Here is a 20,175-nt window from a genome sequence, read left to right as displayed (position 1 = left end):
TGCCGAAAAGTGTGCGCGGTTTTCGGACGACATCATGCTCTACTCTTTAATTTAGAACAGGATTCAGATTTTAGGCCAACCGGGCCTAAAATCATCCTGTTCTAGAGATTGCGGCCGATATTGAGGAATTTCTGGCGTCGCTCGTTGCGCAGCTGCTCGCCGGAACGCGATGCCATTTCGCCGAGCGCATTGGCGATCATGTCGCCGGTCGCGGCAATGACGCTGTCGGGATCGCGATGGGCGCCGCCCAGCGGCTCGGAAATGATGCCGTCGATGATGCCGAGCGATTTCAGGTCCTCGGCAGTGATCTTCATGTTGGTCGCCGCTTCCCGGGCGCGGGTCGAATCGCGCCAGAGGATGGAGGCGGCGCCTTCCGGCGAGATGACGCTGTAGATCGAATGCTCGAGCATATAGACCTTGTTGCCGGTGGCGATGGCGATCGCGCCGCCCGAGCCGCCTTCGCCGATGACGATGGACACGAGGGGAACCTTGACGCCGAGACATTTTTCCGTCGAGCGGGCGATCGCCTCGGCCTGGCCGCGCTCTTCGGCGCCGACGCCGGGATAGGCGCCAGCCGTGTCCACCAGCGAAATCACCGGCAGGCCGAAACGATCGGCCATTTCGAGGATGCGGATCGCCTTGCGGTAGCCTTCCGGCCGCGGGCTGCCGAAATTGTGCTTCAGGCGGCTCTTGGTGTCGTTGCCCTTTTCCTGGCCGATGACGGCGACGGGCTGGCCGCGGAAGCGCGCGAGGCCCGCCTGGATCGCGGCATCCTCGGAAAATTTGCGGTCGCCGGCGAGCGGCGTGAATTCCTGGAACAGCGTCTTGGCGTAATCGACGAAATGCGGCCGCTGCGGATGGCGGGCGACCTGGGTCTTCTGCCAGGGATTGAGCTTGGAATAGATTTCGACGATCGCCTCGCGGACGCGAACCTCCAGCCTGCCGATTTCATCGGTGGTGTCGATGCTCTCGTCTTCCGTGGCGAGCTTCTTCAGCTCGATAATCTTGCCTTCGAGGTCGGAGATCGGCTTTTCGAAGTCGAGATAATTGTGCATGAGGTGCGTTTCCGTTCCTTGTGCCCGGGGCGTTTTCCTGGCTCCGCCCCTTGTCGCCGGTCCTATTCGTGCTTTTTCGCCTGTTTGGCAAGGGGGTGATGCGTCTGGACAAGCTGCTGCAGCCTCTCTTCCAGGACATGCGTGTAGATCTGTGTGGTCGAAATGTCCGAATGGCCGAGGAGTTCCTGCACGACGCGCAGATCGGCGCCATTGGCTAGCAGGTGGCTGGCAAAGGCGTGGCGCATGACATGCGGCGAGATCAGCGACGGCGTCAGCCCGGCGCGGATTGCCAAGTTCTTCAGGTCGCGGGCGAAAACCTGGCGTGGCAGGTAGCCCTCCTTCGAGGCGGCGGGAAACAGCCACGGGCTTTCCTGCGGCTGCTTCGCCACGGCATTTTCCGCCGCCAGCAGGCGCCCGTAGGATTTCAGCGCTGATATCGCCGAATGCGACAGCGGCACCAGCCGCTCCTTGTTGCCCTTGCCGCGGATCATCAGGAAACGGCCTTCCTGGTCGAGCACACGGGCGGGAAGCGTAACCAGTTCGCTGACACGCATGCCAGTGGCATAGAGCAGCTCCAGAAGCGCCAGCATGCGCAGGCGCTGCAGCTGGCCCGGCGCCGTATCCCCCGCTTCGGCCTCAGCCTGTGAAAGCAGCTTGCCGACCTCGTCGACGCCCATCGTCTTCGGCAGCGGACGGCCTTTCTTCGGCGCGTCGAGAATGCCGGTGGGGTCGTCGGTTCTCAGGCCCTCGGCGTAGAGGAATTTGTAGAATTGCCGCATGGCGGCAAGCCGGCGCGCCTGGGACGAGGGTTTGAAACCCTTTCGGGCAAGCGAGGAAAGATAGGCGGAGAGATCGGCGGAGGCAGCCTCGGTGAGCCGTATGCGACGCTCGTGCAGGAAGGAACTGACATCTTCGAGGTCACGCTCATAGGATTGCAGCGTGTTGGCGGCCGCGCCGCGCTCGGCGCTCATCATCTCCAGGAAGGATTCCACATGGACGCGGCCGAGATCCACCATTTCGGTCACTTCCTGGTCGGAGCGATCGCCCCCGTCGCGGGCGGATTGACCCGCTCGGACGGAATGCGGATCGTCACGTCGCGCGGCTCGGGCTCGACGAAGGTCACAAGCGCCCACATCGCTCCGTAGACCGTCCCGGCGAGGATCGCGCAGACGAACAGAAAACGGAACAGGGTCGGCATCCGGCAACTCCTTCATGCTCTGCTTCTGTTATAAGAAGCGTATCTGCAAGTGCAAGAAGCGGTATTCAAGCCATGATTCCCTTGTCCGCGACTTGACGCTCCAGCTGCATTTGTCGATACGGTTTGCAAACAAAGTGTGAATGGACCGATGAGTGAACCACTGCTGACCGTTGCTGACAGCTTGAAAGACAGAGCTCGCGCCGCGCTCGGTTCACGTAATCTCATCCTTGTCGGCCTGATGGGCGCTGGAAAATCCTCGGTCGGCCGGATCGTCGCCACCCAGCTCGGGATTCCCTTCATCGACAGCGATCACGAAATCGAGCGGGTGTCACGCATGACGATCGCCGAATTATTCGCGGCCTATGGCGAAGTGGAGTTCCGGGCGCTGGAAACGCGGGTGATGAAACGGCTGCTGAAGAGCGGGCCACGGGTCGTCTCCACCGGCGGCGGCGCCTTCATCAACGACCGGACGCGCAGGCATATCAAGAAGGGCGGCCTGTCCGTCTGGCTGAAGGCCGATCTCGACGTGCTCTGGGACAGGGTCGCCAAGCGTGATACGCGGCCGCTGCTCAAGACCGAAAATCCGAAGCAGACGCTCGAAGGCCTGATGAATGCGCGCTACCCGATCTACGCGCAGGCCGACCTCACCGTGCTCTCGCGCGACGTGCGCAAGGAAATCATGGCCGACGAGGTGCTGACGGCCGTGATCGAAGCTCAGAATGAAAGTGCAGCGTCATGAATGCGATACCCTCCGCCTCCGCCGTCCAGACGGTGCATGTGCCGCTCGGCGAGCGCGCCTATGACATCCTGATCGGTCCGGGGCTGATCGCACGGGCCGGCGCCGAGATCGCCTCCCGGCTCAAGGGCCGCAAGGCGGCGATCATCACTGATGAAAATGTCGCTCCGCTCTATTTGAAGGCGCTCGTCGCAAGTCTTGATGAAGCGGGCATTGCCTCGGCTGAGGTCGTCCTGCCGGCCGGCGAGAAGACCAAAAGCTTCGAACATCTGATAACTGTCTGCGACAAGGTGCTCGAAGCCCGTGTCGAGCGCAATGATTGCGTCATCGCGCTCGGCGGCGGCGTCATCGGCGACCTTTCTGGATTTGCCGCCGGCATCGTCCGCCGCGGCGTGCGCTTCGTGCAGGTGCCGACCTCGCTGCTGTCGCAGGTCGATTCCTCCGTCGGTGGCAAGACCGGCATCAATTCCCGCCACGGCAAAAATCTGATCGGCGTCTTCCATCAGCCGGATCTGGTTCTGGCCGATACCGATGTGCTGAATTCGCTTAGCGAGCGCGAATTCCGCGCCGGTTACGCCGAGGTCGCCAAATACGGGCTGATCGACAAGCCGGATTTCTTCGCCTGGCTGGAAGCCAACTGGACGTCGGTTTTTACAGGCGGTTCCGCCCGCATCGAGGCGATTGCCGCCAGCTGTCAGGCGAAGGCCGATGTCGTCGTTGCCGACGAGCGCGAGAACGGCCCGCGGGCGCTGCTCAATCTCGGCCACACTTTCGGCCATGCGCTTGAGGCGGCGACCGCCTATGACAGCTCCCGCCTCGTGCATGGCGAGGGCGTTGCGATCGGCATGGTGCTGGCACACGAATTCTCCGCACGGATGAACCTTGCAAGCCCCGACGATGCGCGGCGCGTCGAGCGGCACCTCAAGGAGGTCGGCCTGCCGACCCGCATGTCCGACATTCCGGGCGAGCTACCGCCGGCCGAAACGCTGATGGATGCGATCGCCCAGGACAAGAAGGTCAAGAGCGGCAAGCTCACCTTCATCTTGACGCGCGGCATTGGCCAGTCTTTCGTCGCCGACGACGTTCCGGCCTCCGAGGTGATCAGCTTTCTCCGGGAAAAACATCCGTGACAACTGTCGAAGGCGCTCTGGCATTTCTTGCAACATATTGGCCGGAGATCCTTTCGATCACGGCGCTCGTGCTGATGTCCGCCTTCTTTTCCGGCTCCGAGACGGCGCTGACCGCGGTTTCGCGCAGCCGCATCCATACGCTTGAAGCCAACGGCGACGAACGCGCCGGCCTCGTCCGGCAGTTGATCGAGCGGCGCGACCGGCTGATCGGCGCGCTGCTGATCGGCAACAATCTCGCCAACATCCTATCCTCCTCGATCGCCACCAGCCTGTTCCTCGGGCTGTTCGGCAATTCCGGCGTGGCGCTGGCGACGCTTGCGATGACCGTCATCCTGGTCATCTTCGCTGAAGTGCTGCCGAAGAGCTGGGCGATTTCGACACCCGACCGTTTCGCACTCGCCATTGCGGCTCCGGCCAGGCTCTTCGTCCTCGTCGTCGGCCCGCTTTCCTCCTTCGTCAACGCGATCGTCCGCCGGATCCTTGCGCTGTTCGGCATCAACCTGTCGCGGGAGACGTCGATGCTGACGGCGCATGAGGAACTGCGCGGCGCCGTCGACCTCTTGCACCGCGAGGGATCGGTGGTGAAGGCCGATCGCGACCGTCTCGGCGGCGTGCTCGATCTCAGCGAGCTGGAACTCTCCGATATCATGGTCCACCGCACGGCGATGCGGGCGATCAACGCCGACGATCCGCCGGAAGCGGTGGTGCGCGCCATTCTCGAAAGTCCCTATACGCGCATGCCTCTGTGGCGCGGCACGATTGACAACATCATCGGCGTCGTGCACGCCAAGGACCTGTTGCGGGCGCTTGCCGAGCCGAACATGGAGCCGCAGAACCTCGATATCGTCAAGATCGCGCAGAAGCCGTGGTTCGTGCCCGACAGCACCAATCTTGAAGATCAGCTCAACGCCTTCCTGCGGCGCAAGCAGCATTTCGCCGTCGTCGTCGACGAATATGGCGAGGTGCAGGGCATCGTCACGCTGGAAGATATCCTTGAGGAAATCGTCGGCGATATTTCCGACGAGCACGATATCGAGATCCAGGGCGTGCGCCAGGAGGCCGACGGTTCCGTCGTCGTCGACGGCGGCGTACCGATCCGCGACCTCAACCGCGCGCTCGACTGGAACCTGCCCGACGAGGAGGCGACGACGATTGCAGGCCTCGTCATCCATGAATCGATGACCATCCCGGAAGAGCGCCAGGCCTTCACCTTTTATGGCAAGCGTTTCGTCGTCATGAAGCGGGAGAAGAACCGCATCACCAAGCTGCGCATTCGCCCGGCCGGGGAAGACGGCGCGAAACCGGCCTGATCCGGCTTGGATTAGAGCATGTCGCGCAAAAGTGTGCCGCGGTCTTGCGATAACGACATGCGTAAAAACAAAGACCTAAAGCGCGAGAAGCGGATCTGAAAGATCGCGGCGCGCTTTAGCGGTTACAGGTATCCATATAAGCTGCTGTGCCGCTACCAGCGGGTCGGCTCGTCAGGTGCTGCCGGTTCGACCGCCAGCGCATGCAGGCCGGCATCGAGTTCCGGTTTCAACAGGTCGGTGATCGCCCGGTGGCGCGCCAGCCGCGACATGCCGGCGAACTTGACTGAGACGATCCTCACCCGCATATGGGTTTCGCCGGTGCCGGTGATATCGGGCTGATGGCCGGCATGCAGATCGCTTTCGTCGATGACGCTCAGGCGTTCGGGGGCGAAGGCTTCGACAAGCTTTTCTTCGATGCGGGTTCTCAGGGTCATCATCCGATCTTGCTGTTTCGCGAAAAAGGTTCCCACCAAGCCAGCAACAAACCCATTTGTCAATTCTTGTTGTCGCGTCGCGACAGCCCCATAATTAGCGCCGTCATGACACTTGATTCCAAATATTTCGATCGCATCCGAACAAGTCGCAAACGCGAGCCTGAGGCAGAGGAGGCTCCGCCTACCTGTCAGTGGGACGGCTGCGACAAGAAAGGCGTGCATCGCGCTCCTGTCGGACGCAATGCGGAAGGCCAGTTCTTTTTGTTCTGCTTCGCGCACGTCAAGGACTACAACAAGGGCTATAATTATTTCTCCGGTCTTTCGGACGGCGAGATCGCTCGCTACCAGAAAGAGGCGATCACCGGCCACCGGCCGACATGGACCGTCGGCGTCAACAAGGCGGCGAAGGACAGTCCGCTGCATTCGGAGGTTCGCTCCGGCGCCTATACACGCGTTCGCGATCCCTTCGGCTTCGTCAAGGAAGGCGGCAAGGGCAGCGGGCCGCGTTTTCCCCAGGCGCGCAAGCTGAAATCGCTGGAAAGCAAGGCCTTCGATACGATGGGCCTCAATGCCAATGCGACGTCGGCGGAGATCAAGAGCCGCTACAAGGAACTGGTCAAGAAGCACCATCCGGATGCCAATGGCGGCGACCGCGGCTCGGAAGAGCGTTTCCGCGCCGTCATCCAGGCCTATCAATTGTTGAAGCAGAACGGTTTTTGTTAGTTCCCGTCCTTGCTCTTAGGCTTCAATCGGGTATGGTCCAAATCGGCTGAGGCCGCAGGCAAACGCGGCTCATATTTGTGCGTTTTCCCGACATCGCCTCCGCCGACCTTCCGGACGCGGCGTTTCTTGTCCGGGACTCTTTCAAGAATGCTCGCACGCGGTCATTATCCCGCCGAGGTTTCGTTTCAGTCCCGGAGAAGCATCGCCGACGTTCCGACCTGGACGAGCGCGGAATAAAATCGCGGCGTCACGGTTGCGACATGGCCTGAGACAGTATGGCCGGGTGGCTTCACCCGCCTTGGAGACATGATGAGCAAGATCGAACTTGATATTTCAGAACTGCCCGATACCACCGTTTCGGTCCGCGAGGCCTTCGGCATCGATTCCGACATCCGCGTTCCCGCCTACAGCAAGGGCGACGCCTATGTGCCGGACCTCGACACCGACTACCTGTTCGACCGCGACACGACGCTCGCCATTCTCGCAGGCTTCGCCCATAACCGCCGCGTGATGATCTCCGGCTATCACGGCACGGGCAAGTCCTCGCATATCGAGCAGGTGGCCGCACGGCTTAACTGGCCCTGCGTGCGCATCAACCTCGACAGCCATGTCAGCCGTATCGATCTTGTCGGCAAGGATGCGATCGTCGTCAAGGACGGGCTGCAGGTCACCGAATTCAAGGACGGCATCCTTCCCTGGGCCTATCAGCACAATGTCGCGCTGGTGTTCGACGAATATGATGCCGGCCGTCCCGATGTGATGTTCGTCATCCAGCGCGTGCTCGAATCCTCCGGCCGCCTGACGCTGCTCGACCAGAGCCGCGTCATCCGGCCGCACCCGGCCTTCCGCCTATTTGCGACCGCCAATACGATCGGCCTCGGTGATACCACCGGCCTCTATCACGGCACGCAGCAGATCAACCAGGCGCAGATGGACCGCTGGTCGATCGTGACGACGCTGAACTATCTGCCGCATGATCATGAAGTGAATATCGTCGCCGCCAAGGTGAAGAGCTTCGGCAAGGACAGGGAAGGTCGCGACACCGTGTCGAAGATGGTCCGCGTCGCCGACCTGACGCGCGCTGCCTTCATGAATGGCGACCTCTCCACGGTCATGAGCCCGCGTACCGTCATCACCTGGGCCGAGAATGCCGAGATCTTCGGCGATCTCGCCTTCGCGTTCCGCGTCACCTTCCTCAACAAGTGCGACGAGCTGGAGCGCCCTCTGGTCGCCGAGCATTATCAGCGGGCCTTCGGCGTCGAGCTGAAGGAAAGTGCCGCCAATATCGTTCTCGGAGCCTGAGACCGACCGATCATGGCAGCTCGCGGTGACAATTCGAAAGCAAAGCCCGGCGCCCCTGTCGACGTCGAGCCATTACGCCGGGCGATAACCGGCTGCGTGCGCTCGATCGCCGGCGACGGCGATGTCGAGGTGACCTTCGCCAATGAACGACCGGGGATGACCGGCGAGCGCATCCGGCTGCCGGAGCTTTCCAAGCGGCCGACGGCGCATGAGCTGGCGGTCACCCGCGGGCTTGGCGATTCCATGGCGCTGCGTCTCGCCTGTCATGACGAAAAGGTGCATTCGACGATGGCGCCGCAGGGCTCGGACGCCCGGGCGATCTTCGATGTCGTCGAGCAGGCGCGCGTCGAATCGATCGGCGCGCTGCGCATGGAGGGCATGGCGTCGAACCTGCGCTCCATGACCGAAGAGAAATATTCCAAGGCGAATTTCACCGGCATCGAACGCCAGGAAGACGCACCGGTCGGTGAAGCCGTTGCGATGATGGTGCGCGAGAAGCTGACCGGCCAGCGCCCGCCCGCCTCCGCCGGCAAGGTGCTCGACCTCTGGCGCGGCTTCATCGAGGACAAGGCAGGGTCCGAACTCGACAATCTGTCGAGCGCGATCAACGACCAGCAGGCCTTCGCCAAGGTCATCCGCAACATGCTGTCGGCCATGGAAATGGCCGAGGAATACGGCGACGACGACAGCGACGCCGATAATGACGACCAGTCGGATCAGGAAGACCAGCCGAGCGGCGACGAGCAGGATCAGGACGAGGTCGACGAGGATGCCGGCACCGACGCCGCCCCCGTCGAAGACAGTGAAGTCGCCGACGAGCAGATGGAGGACGGCGAGACCGAAGGCGCCGAAATTTCCGACGACGACATGATGGAAGAGGGCGAGGACGATTCGGAAACGCCGGGCGAGACCCGCCGTCCGAACACGCCTTTTGCCGATTTCAACGAGAAGGTCGATTATCACGTCTTTACCGAAGCGTTTGACGAGATCATCACCGCCGAGGAACTCTGCGATGCCGCCGAGTTGGAGCGCCTGCGCGCCTTCCTCGACAAGCAGCTGGCGCATCTGCAGGGCGCGGTCGGCCGCCTGGCCAACCGGCTGCAGCGCCGGCTGATGGCGCAGCAGAACCGCTCCTGGGATTTCGATCTGGAAGAGGGTTATCTCGATCCGGCCCGGCTGCAGCGTATCATCATCGATCCGATGCAGGCGCTGTCCTTCAAGATGGAGCGCGACACGCAGTTCCGCGACACCGTCGTCACCCTGCTCATCGACAATTCCGGCTCGATGCGCGGCCGGCCGATCACGGTTGCCGCCACCTGCGCCGATATTCTCGCCCGCACGCTGGAGCGCTGCGGCGTCAAGGTCGAGATCCTCGGCTTCACCACCAAGGCCTGGAAAGGCGGGCAGGCACGTGAGGGCTGGCTTGCCGGCGGCAAGCCGCAGACGCCGGGTCGCCTCAACGACCTGCGCCATATCATCTACAAATCGGCCGACGCGCCGTGGCGGCGGGCACGGGCCAATCTCGGGCTGATGATGCGCGAGGGCCTGCTCAAGGAAAATATTGACGGCGAGGCGCTGATCTGGGCGCATAATCGTCTGCTCGCACGCCGCGAGCAGCGCCGCATCCTGATGATGATTTCGGACGGGGCGCCGGTCGACGATTCGACGCTGTCGGTCAATCCAGGCAATTATCTCGAGCGGCACCTGCGCGCCGTCATCGAGCAGATCGAGACGCGCTCGCCTGTCGAACTGCTGGCGATCGGCATCGGTCACGATGTGACACGTTACTATCGCCGCGCCGTGACGATCGTCGATGCCGACGAGCTTGCCGGCGCGATGACCGAGCAGCTTGCCTCGCTGTTCGAAGATAAATCCGCCCCGTCGCGTGGCAGCCGGATACGCCGTGCCGGTTGACCGGCTGGAAGGAAGCATGGCTGGTAAGCGCCTTTACCGCGCAGTGTCGATTGCCCTCTGCATCGCCGCTGGCGCGTGCCCCGCATCGGCGCGCGACGTGCCTGTCATTAGCCGGCAAATCTCTGATTTCAGGATCGGCTCTTCGCAGACGAACTTCGGGTCGCTGGAATTTCTCGGCGGACTGGAGATGGTTTCCAGCCGAGCCCTGTTCGGCTCGCTTTCCGCCATCCGCTTCCGGCCGGACCAGCAACATTTCGTCGTCGTGCTCGATACCGGTCAATGGCTGACGGGCAGCATCGAGCGCGACCTCAAGGGCAGGCTTTCCGGTCTCTCCAATGTCGAGATCACCCCGATGAAGAACATCGCCGGGCGCAGCTTCGAGGGCAAGGGGCATATGGATGCCGAGGGCCTGGCGCTCGATGGTAACAGGATCCTGGTCTCCTTCGAGCAGGATCACCGCGTCGATATCTATCCCGATCCGGGTTTTGCCGATTCCGGCGCGATCGCCACTCTGCCCATCCTCATCCCGCGGAAGATGCTGAGCGACAACCGCGGCATCGAGACCATTGCCGTGGCGCCGGCATCGAGCCCGCTCAAGGGCGGCGTTGTTATCGTCTCCGAACGCGGTCTCGATAGCGACGGCAACCGGGTCGCGGCTATTCTGAACGGCCCGCTGAAAGGGCGTTTCTCAGTGGCGCGGGACGGCAGCTTCGACATCACCGACGGCGCCTTCCTGCCGAACGGCGACCTGCTGCTGCTGGAACGTCGCTTCAATATGGCCGAAGGCATCGGCATGCGGATTCGGCGCATCAAGGGCGGCGATATCAGGCCCGGCGCCGTCGTCGACGGCGAATTGCTGCTCGAAGGCAATTTCAATTCTCAGATCGACAATATGGAAGGGCTGGACACGTTCCAGGCCGCCGACGGTACCACCCATATCGTCCTGGTGTCGGACGACAATCATTCGATCCTACAGCGCAATCTAATGCTGGAATTCCGGCTGACCGAACAGACCGCACACAAAGCGTCAGACTGACGTCATACGCGTCGGCGGTCATGCCGGAGCATCGGTCGGCAGCCTTCGGAGGACATCATAGTGCATATCCACGTCATGGGTGCGTCCGGTTCCGGCACGACATCGCTCGGCGGTGCGTTGGCCGTAAGGCTCGATATCGCCCATCTCGATACAGACGATTTCTTTTGGCTGCCAACCGATCCGCCGTTCACGACGCCGAGGGATGCCGGTGAGCGCATTCGGCTGCTGCTTGAGGAGAAGCGACGGCCTGGTGGCTGGGTTCTTTCCGGATCGGCGCTGAAGTGGGGCACCCCGCTGGAGCCCCTCTACGATCTGATCGTGTTCCTCAGGATCGAGCCGGAGCTTCGTATGGCGCGCATCCGCGCGCGGGAGGTGGCCCGATATGGAAACAGGATTGGGCCCGGCGGCGACATGGAAGTAAAAAGCGGGCAATTCCTGGAATGGGCGGCAAGTTACGACACAGCCGGTCCCGAACGCCGCAGCCTTGCGGCGCATGAGCAATGGCTGGAAACGCAGACGGCGCCGGTGTTGCGGCTCGATTCGTCGCTTGGTATCGACGAGCTGGCTGCAGCGGTCCTTCTGCATCCGGCCATCGCTGCCGGTGCGGTCCGGCGGCGTCGGTGAGTTGAATGAAAGCATGTCGCGCAAAAGTGTGCAGCGGTTTTCAAAGCGCGAAGCGCTTTTGCCGCAACGACATGCGTAAAAACAATGGGCTAAAGCGCCAAGAGCGAATCTGAAGGATCGCGACGCGCTTTATCTGGCGCGGGCTGCCTGCATCGGCCGCAGCACGTTCATCAGCGCGCCGTAGGGCAAGAGCATGACGAGGCCGACGATCATCTTGACGGCGAAATCGCCGATCGCCCAGGAAATCCAGCGCGGAGCCTCGGTGGCGAAGACGCCGAGGACGGGGGCTGCTTCCAGCGCGAAGGGCTCGTTCGGGCCGAGGAAGACGAAAAACGCGGCGAAGGACAGCGAGAAGAACATCACCGTATCCAGCGCCGAGCCGATCAGCGAGCCGACGAGCGGCGCGCGCCACCAGGCCTGGCGGCGAAGGCGGTTGAAGACGGCGATATCGAGCAGCTGGCCGGCGAGATAGGCAGAGCCGGAGGCGATGGCGATGCGCGGCACTGACGTGAAGAAGGAGAGCGTCACGCCGACGACGAATCCGGCAAGGACGACCTTGCGGGCTGCCTGCGGGCCGAACTGGCGGTTGGTCAGATCGGTGATCAGGAAGGCGATCGGATAGGAGAAGGCGCCCCAGGTCAGGATGTCGGCAAGGTTGACGCCGGCGACTTCGGCGTTCAGCGGAAACTGGACGAGGAAGTTGGAAGCGACGACGACGAGTGTCATCAGCGCGACATAGGCGATGGTATAGCGGGTCTTCGGCATTTTTTTATCCTGGGTGATGCCACCAGTTGGAGCGACGATCCGGCAAAGCAAAAGGCTTGTCCGGTATCATCCGTTCAAGCCTTTAAAGCCGTATGAAAGAAGGGCAGAAGCTTACGCAGCAACAGCAACAGCTGCTTCGGCGGTCTTCTTGACGATCTGACGACGCAGCAGGCGCGCGCGCATCGACAGTTCGGTTTCGTTGGCCTTCAGCAGGAAGGCATCGAGGCCGCCACGATGCTCGACGGAGCGAAGAGCAGCAGCCGAAACACGAAGACGATAACGCTGGTTGAGGGCGTCGGAAATCAGCGTGACCTGGCACAGGTTCGGCAGGAACCGGCGCTTGGTCTTGTTGTTGGCATGGCTGACATTGTTACCAGTCAGGACGGCCTTGCCGGTCAATTCGCACACGCGGGACATGGAACACCTATTCTTGTTTTTGTCGGGCCATCGAATTGCCATCCCGGTCAAAACCGGGCGCGCAATCCAACGGGCATGATTGGAAAGTTGCGGTTCTATAGTCAGGCAGGCTGCGCGCGTCAAGCCAAACCTTGGCCTTTCCCGCAATTCTGTCAAAAAGCTGCTGTTTTCTTCCCTTCGCGGCAGGAGTATAGAGCGCTGAGCGAAGGCTGCCAGCGCGCGGCAAGACAAGGCTTGATTCATGGCTCATTCGAGCAGACGGATTTTCATTTCGGCGATCGCCGCGCTGCTTGCCATACCGGCAGCGGCGGCCGAAATCCAGCATCGGACGGAATACCGGGTGACGCTTGCCGGCCTGCCGATCGCCCGCGCCGCGTTCCTGACGCAGATCGAGGACGATCATAGCTACAAGATCGCCGGCAGCATCAACTCCGCCGGGCTTGCCGATCTGGTCACGACGATTTCGGCCAAAACAAGTGTCACCGGCGTCGTGCGCGACGACAAGTTGCAGGCGTCGAAATATTCGCTCTACTACAAGAGCGGCAAGAAGGCCCGGGTCTACGAGGTCAGCTACCGCGACGGCAACATCGTCTCGGCGACGACGACACCGCCGCCGAAGCGTCCGAAGAACTGGATCGACGTGACGCCGCGCGACATGCGCTCGGTGCTCGATCCGATCTCCGGCCTGATCTTCACCGGCGACACCAAGGTCTGCTCGCAGACGCTGCCGATCTTCGACGGCGAGACGCGCATGGATCTGGTGCTGTCGCCGAAGGGCGACGAGGATTTCTCGACCAACGGCTTCAAGGGCAAGGCGACCGTCTGCAGCGTGCGCTTCGTGCCACGCTCGGGCTACAAGAAGGGCCGCAAGGACATCGTCTATCTCAGCAAGAGCGACCGGATGGAAATCTGGTTTGCCAAGTCGGACGCGGCAAATGTATACGCTCCCGTCTACGTGCGCATTCCGACCGAATATGGAATGGTGACGATCACTGCCGTCAAATACGGCAGCAGCTGACGGAGATCATCCTCCGTCAAAGGGGGATGGGTGAAGCTTCGCGCGACGTTGATCGGTTTTACCGCCATTTTGATGTGGTCGTTCCTGGCGCTGTTGACGGCCGCCTCCGGCAAGATGCCGCCGTTCCAGCTTTCGGCCGTCTGCTTTGCGATCGGCAGCATTCCCGGCCTCGCCGTGCTTGCCCTCAACCCGTCACGGCTGACGCTGCTGAAGCAGCCGGCCAAGGTCTGGGTGACCGGTATTTCGGGGCTGTTCGGCTATCATTTCCTTTATTTCACCGCGCTCAGAAACGCACCGGCGGTGGAGGCGGGGCTGATCGCCTATCTCTGGCCGCTGCTGATCGTCGTCGGCTCGGCGCTGCTGCCGGGCGAACGGCTGCGCTGGCATCATGTGGCCGGTGCGCTTGCCGGGCTGTGCGGCACCTTCCTGATCGTCGGCCGCAACGGCATCGATTTTAACGGCGCCTATGCCGTCGGTTACACCGCCGCTTTTCTCTGCGCCTTCACCTGGTCCGGTTACTCGCTACTGACCCGGCGTTTCGACGCCGTCTCCACCGATGTCGTCACCGGCTTCTGCCTTGCGACCTCGATCCTGTCGCTGTTCTGCCATCTCGGCCTGGAGACGACGGTCTGGCCGGCAACGGGTTTCGAATGGCTCGCCGTCGCCGGGCTCGGGCTCCTGCCGGTGGGGGCTGCCTTTTACGCCTGGGATTACGGCGTCAAGAACGGCGATATCCAGATCCTCGGCGCGGCGAGTTATGCCGCACCGCTGCTTTCGACGCTGATCCTGACGCTGTTCGGATTTGCCGAGCCGAGCTGGCGCATCGCGCTTGCCTGCCTGCTCGTCACCGGCGGGGCGGTGCTCGCCGCCCAGGACATGTTCCGCCGCAAGATCCAGCCGCCGGCTGCGGCGGAATGAGTTCAGCCGCCGGGCGTCCAGCCTGATGGCGCCATCTCGAAGCTCGAAAACGTAAAGCCCGGTGAGACAGTGCAGCCGACCAGGGTGAAATCGCCGAGGCTTTCGGCCGACTGCCACCAATTGGCCGGAATGATCACCTGCGGCCGCTCGCCGGCCGCCAGGTCGGTTCCAAGCGTCAGGGCCTCGCTTGCCGTTCCATCTTCAGAGCGATGCAGCGAGAGCGGCGCGCCGGCGTAATAATGCCAGACCTCCACCGCATCATGGACGCGATGCCAGTGCGAGCGCTGTCCTCTGGTCAGGAGATAATAGATCGCCGTCGAGTGGCCGCGTTCTCCGCCCGCCGTATCGCGGAACGTCTCAGCGTACCAGCCGCCTTCCGGATGCGGCTGCATGGCGAGTTCGCGGATGATGTCTTCGGGAGACATCAGAAATTGTCTTTGCGCTTGCGGATCTCGGCAAAGACTTCCTCGTTGGTCTTGCCTTCCATCAGCAGATTGCGGCGGATCGCCGGATCGGCGGCGCGCAGGAACGGGTTGGTCTCCTTTTCCAGCCCCAGCGTCGTCGGGATGGTGAATTTGCCGTCGGCGCGCAAGGCCTCGATCTCGGCGGCGCGGCTCTTCAGGCGTTCGTTGTCGGGATCGACCGTCAGTGCGAAGCGGGCATTGGACAGGGTGTATTCGTGGCCGAAATAGACGGCGGTCTCATCGGGCAGCACGGCCAGTTTTTGCAGCGAATGCCACATGTCGGCGGCCGGGCGTTCGAACAGCCGGCCGCAGCCGAGCGCAAACAGCGTATCGGCGGCAAAGAGCAGCTTGTCGTCGACGAAGTGATAGCAGATATGGCCGGCGGTGTGGCCGGGCGTCTCGATGACGTTGACCGTGTGATCGCCGAAAAGGAAGCTGTCGCCATCGGCCATCGTCCGGTCGAGGCCGGGAATGGCGATCGCCTCGTTGATCGGGCCGATGATCTCGCAGCCGAACTGCTCCTTCAGCGCCAGGTTGCCGGTGACATGGTCGGTGTGATGATGGGTGGTGAAGATATGGGTGATTTTCCAGCCGCGGCGCGTCGCCGCCTGCAGGATCGGCGCCTCTTCCGGCGCGTCGATCGCCGCGGTAAAGCCTGTCTCCGGATCGTGGACGAGAACGCCGAAATTGTCGGTGCGGCAGAGAAAAACGTCTAATTCCAAAGGTTTCATCGTTCAATAATCCCTTGTCATGCGAGTCTCGCGGAAATGTAGAGGTTCCGGCCTTGAAGTCCAACCGCCCGCTGATAACATTTATCGCAATGCACGCCGATATCGTCGACCTACGCCAGTTCTACCACTCCGAGCTTGGGCGCCTTGCCGAGCAGTCGATCGCCATGGCGCTGTCTTCGCTCTGGGTGCGGCTGCCGCAGGAGCGTCTGGTCGGTCTCGGCTATGCCGTGCCCTTCCTCGACCGCTTCCAGGCCGATACCGAGCGCACCTTCGCCTTCATGCCGGCCGGGCAGGGCGCGGTGAACTGGCCGATGGGATCGCTCTCGTCGACGGCGCTGATTTTCGACGAGGAACTGCCACTGCCGGATTCCTCGATCGACCGGGTGCTGATGGTGCATTCGCTGGAATTCGCCGAAAGCCCGCGCGAGACGCTGAAGGAACTCTGGCGGGTGCTGGCGCCAGGCGGACGGCTTGTCATCGTCGTGCCGAACCGACGCGGCGTCTGGGCGCGGATGGAACACACGCCGTTCGGCTCGGGCCGGCCCTATTCCCGCGGTCAGCTGACGCATCTGCTGCGCGAAACGAATTTCACCCCGGGCGCGACGGCCGAAGCGCTGTTCTTCCCGCCCTCGAAGCTCAGGACCATCCTGCGCCTTCGCCGCGCCTTCGAGCGGATCGGGCGGACGTTGTGGCCGGCTTTCTCAGGCGTCATCATCGTCGAGGCGCAGAAGCGGCTCTATCAGGGGCTGCCGGTTGCGGCGCGAGCCTCCCGCCGCGTCTTCGTGCCGGTTCTGGCACCCCATGGCGTGCCGACCACACGCAGCCGGTGACGCCGCCCGGCTCTCGACAAGAACCGCATTCCGCTTTAATGCGACTGGTAATTTCCGGCAGTTCCAAGGTCGATCCATGAGCGTTGAGATGAGCAAGCCTGTTCCGCGTCCCGGTATTCTCGATATCGCATCCTATGTGCCGGGCAAGGAACATGCACCGGGTGTTGCCCGCGTCTACAAGCTTTCGTCCAACGAAACGCCACTCGGCGCCAGTCCGAAGGCGATCGATGCGTTCAAGGCGGTTGCCGACAATCTGGAGCGTTACCCCGACGGGCAGGCGGTTGAATTGCGCGAGGCGATCGCTGCCGTGCACGGCCTCAACCCGGCAAACATTCTCTGCGGCAACGGTTCCGACGAACTGCTCGGCCTGCTCTGCCATGTCTATCTCGGCGCCGGCGACGAGGGCATCATCACCGAGCACGGCTTCCTGGTCTACAAGATCCAGATCCAGGGCGCCGGCGCCACGCCTGTCGTCGTCAGGGAAAAAGATCACACCGTCGATGTCGATGCGATCCTTGCCGCGGTGACGGAAAAGACCAAGATCGTTTTCATCGCCAATCCCGGCAATCCAACCGGCACTTATGTCCCAGTCAGCGAGATCCGCCGCCTGCAGGCCGGGCTACCGAAGCATGTCGTGCTGGTGCTCGATGCCGCCTATGCCGAATATGTGCGCCGCAACGATTATGAAGCCGGCATCGAGGTCGTGTCTTCCAATGCCAACGTGGTGATGACCCGCACCTTCTCGAAGGCCTACGGACTGGCGGCGCTGCGGGTCGGCTGGATGTATGCGCCGGCCGAGATCGTCGACGCTGTGAACCGCGTGCGCGGGCCTTTCAATTTGAACGCGCCGGCAATCGCCGCCGGTGCCGCGGCGATCCGCGACCAGGCCTTCATCCAGCAGGCCGTCTCCTTCAACCAGATGTGGGTGGAGACGCTGACCCAGGCGCTCGAAGCGATCGGCCTGAAGGTGACGCCGTCCGTCGCCAATTTCGTCCTCATTCATTTCCCCGAGATCGACGGCAAGCGCGCCGCCGATGCCGACGATCTCCTGACGAGCCGCGGCTACATCCTGCGCGCCGTGCGCAGCTATGGCTTTGCCAATGCGCTCCGGATGAGCATCGGCCCCGAAGAGGCCAACCGTGGCGTCATCGCCGCGCTCACCGAATTCATGGGACGCAAGGCATGAACGTCCAGTTCGATCGTATCGCGCTGATCGGTATCGGCCTGATCGGCTCTTCACTCGCCTACGACATCAGGCGGCTTGGTCTTGCACGGGAGATCGTCGTCGCGACGCGTAGCGCCGATACGCTGAAGCGTGCCGAGGAGCTCGGTCTCGGCGACCGCTACACGACGTCTTCGGCCGATGCCGTCAGGGATGCCGATCTGGTAATCGTCTCGGTGCCGGTCGGCGCTTCGGAAAGCGTGGCGAAGGAGATAGCGGCTAGCCTGAAGTCCGGGGCTGTTGTCACCGATGTCGGCTCCACCAAGGCCTCGGTCATCGCGCAGATGCTGCCGCATATGCCTGATAATGTGCATTTCATCCCCGGCCATCCACTGGCCGGCACCGAAAAATCCGGCCCCGATGCCGGCTTCCCGGGACTCTTCGAAGGCCGTTGGTGCATCTTCACGCCGGTCGCCGGTACCGACGAGACGGCGCTGAAGCGTCTGCGCAGCTTCTGGGAAACGCTTGGTTCGAAGGTCGACGAAATGGATGCGGAGCATCACGACAAGGTGCTGGCGATCGTCTCGCACCTGCCGCATATCATCGCCTACAACATCGTCGGCACCGCCGACGATCTGGAGACGGTGACCGAGTCGGAAGTCATCAAATACTCCGCCTCGGGCTTTCGCGATTTCACCCGACTTGCGGCTTCCGACCCGACGATGTGGCGCGACGTCTGCCTGCACAATCGTGATGCGATCCTCGAAATGCTGGCGCGCTTCTCGGAGGATCTCGCCTCTCTGCAGCGCGCGATCCGCTGGGGCGAGGGCGACAAAATCTTCGAACTTTTCACCCGCACGCGCGCCATCCGCCGCTCGATCGTCCAGGCCGGCCAGGATGTCGACGCGCCTGATTTCGGCCGCCACGCGCTGGATAACAAGAAGTAGCCATCCGCGATGGTTGAGGTGGCGCGCGCCAGCCAGGCGGATATCGATTGGCTCGTTCGCGAGGATGCCAGCGCTGGTGAAGCCTGGGTGTCGCGATGCGTGGCGCTTGGCGAATATCTCGTTGCCAGGAAAGTCGGCGAGATCGTCGGTTTCCTGCGCTTCTCCCGCTTCTGGGGCAGAATTCCCTACATGGAGATGATCCGCGTCCTTCCCGGCCACCGCCGTTCAGGCGTCGGAACGGCGCTGTTTGTTGCCTGGGAAGGGGCGATGCGCGGCGACGGCGCCCGCCTGCTGATGACCTCGAGCGAATGCGACGAAAGCCGACCTCAGGACTGGCATCGCCGCAACGGATTTACCGAAACCGGCGCGATCGAGCTGCCTGGGTTGCAGTCGGTGGCGGAGGTCTTCTTCGTCAAGCGGATAAGCTGAGAGGCGCCATAGGTCAGATCGGCGGTATCCGGCCGAGCGGGATGAAGCCGCTGACGGTGGCGTTGCCGTGATCGACGACAAGATCGACGGAGACTTTGTCTTTGCCGCCGGCAAGCGATTTCAAGAGCTTGGTCGCCGTGTTGACGGTCGAGGCGATATCCGGAAAGGCCTGTTTCAGGCTGTCGCCCCAGGGGCCGAGCTGTTCGATTTCCAGCTTGAATTTTCCGGAGAGCAGACCCTGCTCGTCGAAGGAAAAGGGGCCGGTCAGCGTCATCACTTTGCCGTCGCCGATGTCGGCGACGATGCGGCGCAGCTCACCGGCGGCACCGTTGAGGCCGCTCGGATCACTGCCGTCGATCAGGCCGGCTTTACCGGCGACGGTCAGATCGATACTGGCCGACAGCTTCGGGAAGATTTGCGGCCAGTCCTTGATCGCGGTGTTGGCATCCTGCACGGAGATCGCGCCGTCGAGATCGGCACCGTTCTGACGCAGATGAATTTCGGTGCGAGCGGCATCGAAGCTGATGGTCTGGCCGGTGTAGGAGGAAACCGCCGTCGCCTTCAGGCCCTCGATGACCGTTGAGCTGCGGTTAATGCCCCGCAACCTCGTCGCCAGGCTCGCTTGCAGGTTTGCCCATTGGGCCGAGATCGAAAGGCCATTGCTGGTGCGGATGGCGGCCGGCGAATCGAGCTCCCAGACGATATTGCCGGGCGCGTAGACCTGCGCTGCCGAACGCAACGCGCCGAAGGTGGCCGAGACGCCGTTGACATGGTCGTCGACATCGATCTTGGAGCAGAACAGGCCGATACGGAAAGGATAGCCGCGGAATTCGATATCGGAGCATTCGGCGCTGACGCCTGCCTGGTCGCGCGGCGCGATCGCCTTCAGCACCGTGGTCTTCAGCGTCGATGCCGCATAGAACCAGCCGCCGGTATAAAGCGCGATCACCAGGAGGACGCCGCCACCCAGCAACCAGAATTTCTTGCTGCTGCTGGATTGGCTGCTACCGGATTGGCTTGACGCTGCCATGA

General features: G+C 62.5%; 23 protein-coding genes. 14 read left to right on the top strand and 9 right to left on the bottom strand.

The genetic code is table 11. The annotated features are described in order from the left end of the window. Positions 1 to 101 precede the first annotated feature (101 nt). From HJB83_RS27615 to HJB83_RS27605, 3 genes are all read right to left on the bottom strand, one after another. Entirely contained in the window at positions 102 to 1,055 is a 954-nt protein-coding gene (locus HJB83_RS27615; protein ID WP_221115533.1) for an acetyl-CoA carboxylase carboxyltransferase subunit alpha, read from the bottom strand. 62 nt (positions 1,056 to 1,117) lie between these two features. Continuing rightward, complete coding sequence (xerD, locus tag HJB83_RS27610; RefSeq protein WP_207582016.1) at positions 1,118 to 2,071, bottom strand: site-specific tyrosine recombinase XerD; 954 nt, start codon at positions 2,069 to 2,071, stop codon at positions 1,118 to 1,120. A 5-nt stretch (positions 2,072 to 2,076) separates the two neighbouring features. Further along, positions 2,077 to 2,253: a hypothetical protein gene (locus tag HJB83_RS27605; protein ID WP_204330089.1), complete on the bottom strand. Its 177-nt coding sequence runs from the start codon at positions 2,251 to 2,253 to the stop codon at positions 2,077 to 2,079. Positions 2,254 to 2,401: 148 nt separating this feature from the next. Here HJB83_RS27605 and HJB83_RS27600 point away from each other — a divergent pair, with 148 nt between their 5' ends. From HJB83_RS27600 to HJB83_RS27590, 3 genes are read left to right on the top strand one after another with little or no spacing between them, the layout of a single operon-like run. Further along, positions 2,402 to 2,992 (top strand): shikimate kinase, encoded by a 591-nt coding sequence (locus tag HJB83_RS27600; RefSeq protein WP_207582015.1) that lies wholly within the window; start codon positions 2,402 to 2,404, stop codon positions 2,990 to 2,992. Next, complete coding sequence (aroB, locus tag HJB83_RS27595) at positions 2,989 to 4,119, top strand: 3-dehydroquinate synthase (protein WP_207582014.1); 1,131 nt, start codon at positions 2,989 to 2,991, stop codon at positions 4,117 to 4,119. The genes HJB83_RS27600 and aroB overlap by 4 nt, the downstream gene beginning before the upstream one ends. Continuing rightward, positions 4,116 to 5,429: an HlyC/CorC family transporter gene (locus tag HJB83_RS27590; protein ID WP_207582013.1), complete on the top strand. Its 1,314-nt coding sequence runs from the start codon at positions 4,116 to 4,118 to the stop codon at positions 5,427 to 5,429. Before aroB ends, HJB83_RS27590 begins: the two co-directional genes overlap by 4 nt. Positions 5,430 to 5,581: 152 nt before the next feature. Here the strand turns inward: HJB83_RS27590 and HJB83_RS27585 are convergent, their stop codons facing one another. After that, complete coding sequence (locus HJB83_RS27585) at positions 5,582 to 5,866, bottom strand: BolA family transcriptional regulator (protein WP_221115534.1); 285 nt, start codon at positions 5,864 to 5,866, stop codon at positions 5,582 to 5,584. 102 nt (positions 5,867 to 5,968) lie between these two features. Here HJB83_RS27585 and HJB83_RS27580 point away from each other — a divergent pair, with 102 nt between their 5' ends. The 5 genes from HJB83_RS27580 (at position 5,969) to HJB83_RS27560 (ending at position 11,462) form a co-directional block, all read left to right on the top strand. After that, positions 5,969 to 6,586, top strand: coding sequence for a J domain-containing protein (locus HJB83_RS27580; protein WP_221115535.1), 618 nt, complete (start codon positions 5,969 to 5,971; stop codon positions 6,584 to 6,586). A gap of 309 nt (positions 6,587 to 6,895) precedes the next feature. Continuing rightward, a complete protein-coding gene (cobS, locus tag HJB83_RS27575) occupies positions 6,896 to 7,888 on the top strand; it encodes a cobaltochelatase subunit CobS (protein WP_221115536.1) in 993 nt (330 codons plus the stop codon). A gap of 12 nt (positions 7,889 to 7,900) precedes the next feature. Then, positions 7,901 to 9,802 carry a cobaltochelatase subunit CobT gene (gene cobT, locus HJB83_RS27570; RefSeq protein WP_221131698.1) on the top strand — a complete coding sequence of 634 codons (1,902 nt, stop codon included), beginning with the start codon at positions 7,901 to 7,903 and terminating at the stop codon, positions 9,800 to 9,802. Positions 9,803 to 9,818: 16 nt separating this feature from the next. Further along, positions 9,819 to 10,838 carry an esterase-like activity of phytase family protein gene (locus HJB83_RS27565; protein ID WP_221115538.1) on the top strand — a complete coding sequence of 340 codons (1,020 nt, stop codon included), beginning with the start codon at positions 9,819 to 9,821 and terminating at the stop codon, positions 10,836 to 10,838. Positions 10,839 to 10,895: 57 nt separating this feature from the next. After that, a complete protein-coding gene (locus HJB83_RS27560; protein WP_221131712.1) occupies positions 10,896 to 11,462 on the top strand; it encodes an adenylate kinase in 567 nt (188 codons plus the stop codon). Positions 11,463 to 11,591: 129 nt separating this feature from the next. Here the strand turns inward: HJB83_RS27560 and HJB83_RS27555 are convergent, their stop codons facing one another. Both HJB83_RS27555 and rpmB read right to left on the bottom strand, forming a co-directional pair. Continuing rightward, a complete protein-coding gene (locus tag HJB83_RS27555) occupies positions 11,592 to 12,227 on the bottom strand; it encodes a VUT family protein (RefSeq protein ID WP_207582006.1) in 636 nt (211 codons plus the stop codon). Between the two features lie 111 nt (positions 12,228 to 12,338). Further along, a complete protein-coding gene (rpmB, locus tag HJB83_RS27550) occupies positions 12,339 to 12,644 on the bottom strand; it encodes a 50S ribosomal protein L28 (protein WP_007632672.1) in 306 nt (101 codons plus the stop codon). 241 nt (positions 12,645 to 12,885) lie between these two features. Here rpmB and HJB83_RS27545 point away from each other — a divergent pair, with 241 nt between their 5' ends. Both HJB83_RS27545 and HJB83_RS27540 read left to right on the top strand, forming a co-directional pair. Further along, positions 12,886 to 13,662 carry a DUF3108 domain-containing protein gene (locus HJB83_RS27545; protein WP_207582005.1) on the top strand — a complete coding sequence of 259 codons (777 nt, stop codon included), beginning with the start codon at positions 12,886 to 12,888 and terminating at the stop codon, positions 13,660 to 13,662. A gap of 30 nt (positions 13,663 to 13,692) precedes the next feature. Beyond that, positions 13,693 to 14,580, top strand: coding sequence for a DMT family transporter (locus HJB83_RS27540; protein ID WP_221131699.1), 888 nt, complete (start codon positions 13,693 to 13,695; stop codon positions 14,578 to 14,580). A 2-nt stretch (positions 14,581 to 14,582) separates the two neighbouring features. Here the strand turns inward: HJB83_RS27540 and HJB83_RS27535 are convergent, their stop codons facing one another. Continuing rightward, complete coding sequence (locus tag HJB83_RS27535) at positions 14,583 to 15,005, bottom strand: cupin domain-containing protein (RefSeq protein WP_221131700.1); 423 nt, start codon at positions 15,003 to 15,005, stop codon at positions 14,583 to 14,585. After that, the gene (gene gloB / locus HJB83_RS27530) at positions 15,005 to 15,775 is read right to left on the bottom strand and encodes a hydroxyacylglutathione hydrolase (protein ID WP_164007856.1); all 771 of its coding nucleotides are present in this window, start codon (positions 15,773 to 15,775) and stop codon (positions 15,005 to 15,007) included. Before gloB ends, HJB83_RS27535 begins: the two co-directional genes overlap by 1 nt. 53 nt (positions 15,776 to 15,828) lie before the next feature. Between gloB and HJB83_RS27525 the strand changes: the two genes are divergently transcribed. The 4 genes from HJB83_RS27525 (at position 15,829) to HJB83_RS27510 (ending at position 19,143) form a co-directional block, all read left to right on the top strand. Beyond that, entirely contained in the window at positions 15,829 to 16,605 is a 777-nt protein-coding gene (locus HJB83_RS27525) for a class I SAM-dependent methyltransferase (RefSeq protein ID WP_207582002.1), read from the top strand. Positions 16,606 to 16,693: 88 nt separating this feature from the next. Beyond that, entirely contained in the window at positions 16,694 to 17,791 is a 1,098-nt protein-coding gene (gene hisC / locus HJB83_RS27520) for a histidinol-phosphate transaminase (protein WP_207582001.1), read from the top strand. Then, on the top strand, positions 17,788 to 18,714 hold the full coding sequence (locus tag HJB83_RS27515; protein ID WP_207582000.1) for a prephenate/arogenate dehydrogenase family protein: 927 nt from the start codon (positions 17,788 to 17,790) through the stop codon (positions 18,712 to 18,714). Before hisC ends, HJB83_RS27515 begins: the two co-directional genes overlap by 4 nt. Positions 18,715 to 18,723: 9 nt before the next feature. After that, the gene (locus HJB83_RS27510; protein WP_207581999.1) at positions 18,724 to 19,143 is read left to right on the top strand and encodes a GNAT family N-acetyltransferase; all 420 of its coding nucleotides are present in this window, start codon (positions 18,724 to 18,726) and stop codon (positions 19,141 to 19,143) included. Positions 19,144 to 19,156: 13 nt separating this feature from the next. Here the strand turns inward: HJB83_RS27510 and HJB83_RS27505 are convergent, their stop codons facing one another. Then, positions 19,157 to 20,173, bottom strand: a complete 1,017-nt coding sequence (locus HJB83_RS27505; protein WP_207581998.1) for a DUF2125 domain-containing protein — start codon at positions 20,171 to 20,173, stop codon at positions 19,157 to 19,159. Between the last annotated feature and the right edge of the window lie 2 nt (positions 20,174 to 20,175).

Origin of the sequence: Rhizobium sp. NZLR11 (assembly GCF_019685115.1) — a bacterium.
Lineage (GTDB): Bacteria > Pseudomonadota > Alphaproteobacteria > Rhizobiales > Rhizobiaceae > Rhizobium.
This window is presented reverse-complemented; position numbering and strand designations above follow the sequence as displayed.

Bases quoted from the DNA above. Each gene is read 5' to 3' on its own strand.
- HJB83_RS27535 (WP_221131700.1), bottom strand. From the start codon at position 15,005: ATGTCTCCCGAAGACATCATCCGCGAACTCGCCATGCAGCCGCATCCG.
- hisC (WP_207582001.1), top strand. From the start codon at position 16,694: ATGAGCAAGCCTGTTCCGCGTCCCGGTATTCTCGATATCGCATCCTAT.
- gloB (WP_164007856.1), bottom strand. From the start codon at position 15,775: ATGAAACCTTTGGAATTAGACGTTTTTCTCTGCCGCACCGACAATTTC.
- HJB83_RS27505 (WP_207581998.1), bottom strand. From the start codon at position 20,173: ATGGCAGCGTCAAGCCAATCCGGTAGCAGCCAATCCAGCAGCAGCAAG.
- HJB83_RS27545 (WP_207582005.1), top strand. From the start codon at position 12,886: ATGGCTCATTCGAGCAGACGGATTTTCATTTCGGCGATCGCCGCGCTG.
- HJB83_RS27580 (WP_221115535.1), top strand. From the start codon at position 5,969: ATGACACTTGATTCCAAATATTTCGATCGCATCCGAACAAGTCGCAAA.
- xerD (WP_207582016.1), bottom strand. From the start codon at position 2,071: ATGGTGGATCTCGGCCGCGTCCATGTGGAATCCTTCCTGGAGATGATG.
- HJB83_RS27605 (WP_204330089.1), bottom strand. From the start codon at position 2,253: ATGCCGACCCTGTTCCGTTTTCTGTTCGTCTGCGCGATCCTCGCCGGG.
- HJB83_RS27615 (WP_221115533.1), bottom strand. From the start codon at position 1,055: ATGCACAATTATCTCGACTTCGAAAAGCCGATCTCCGACCTCGAAGGC.
- cobS (WP_221115536.1), top strand. From the start codon at position 6,896: ATGAGCAAGATCGAACTTGATATTTCAGAACTGCCCGATACCACCGTT.
- HJB83_RS27510 (WP_207581999.1), top strand. From the start codon at position 18,724: ATGGTTGAGGTGGCGCGCGCCAGCCAGGCGGATATCGATTGGCTCGTT.
- HJB83_RS27555 (WP_207582006.1), bottom strand. From the start codon at position 12,227: ATGCCGAAGACCCGCTATACCATCGCCTATGTCGCGCTGATGACACTC.
- cobT (WP_221131698.1), top strand. From the start codon at position 7,901: ATGGCAGCTCGCGGTGACAATTCGAAAGCAAAGCCCGGCGCCCCTGTC.
- HJB83_RS27515 (WP_207582000.1), top strand. From the start codon at position 17,788: ATGAACGTCCAGTTCGATCGTATCGCGCTGATCGGTATCGGCCTGATC.
- HJB83_RS27600 (WP_207582015.1), top strand. From the start codon at position 2,402: ATGAGTGAACCACTGCTGACCGTTGCTGACAGCTTGAAAGACAGAGCT.
- aroB (WP_207582014.1), top strand. From the start codon at position 2,989: ATGAATGCGATACCCTCCGCCTCCGCCGTCCAGACGGTGCATGTGCCG.
- rpmB (WP_007632672.1), bottom strand. From the start codon at position 12,644: ATGTCCCGCGTGTGCGAATTGACCGGCAAGGCCGTCCTGACTGGTAAC.
- HJB83_RS27585 (WP_221115534.1), bottom strand. From the start codon at position 5,866: ATGATGACCCTGAGAACCCGCATCGAAGAAAAGCTTGTCGAAGCCTTC.
- HJB83_RS27565 (WP_221115538.1), top strand. From the start codon at position 9,819: ATGGCTGGTAAGCGCCTTTACCGCGCAGTGTCGATTGCCCTCTGCATC.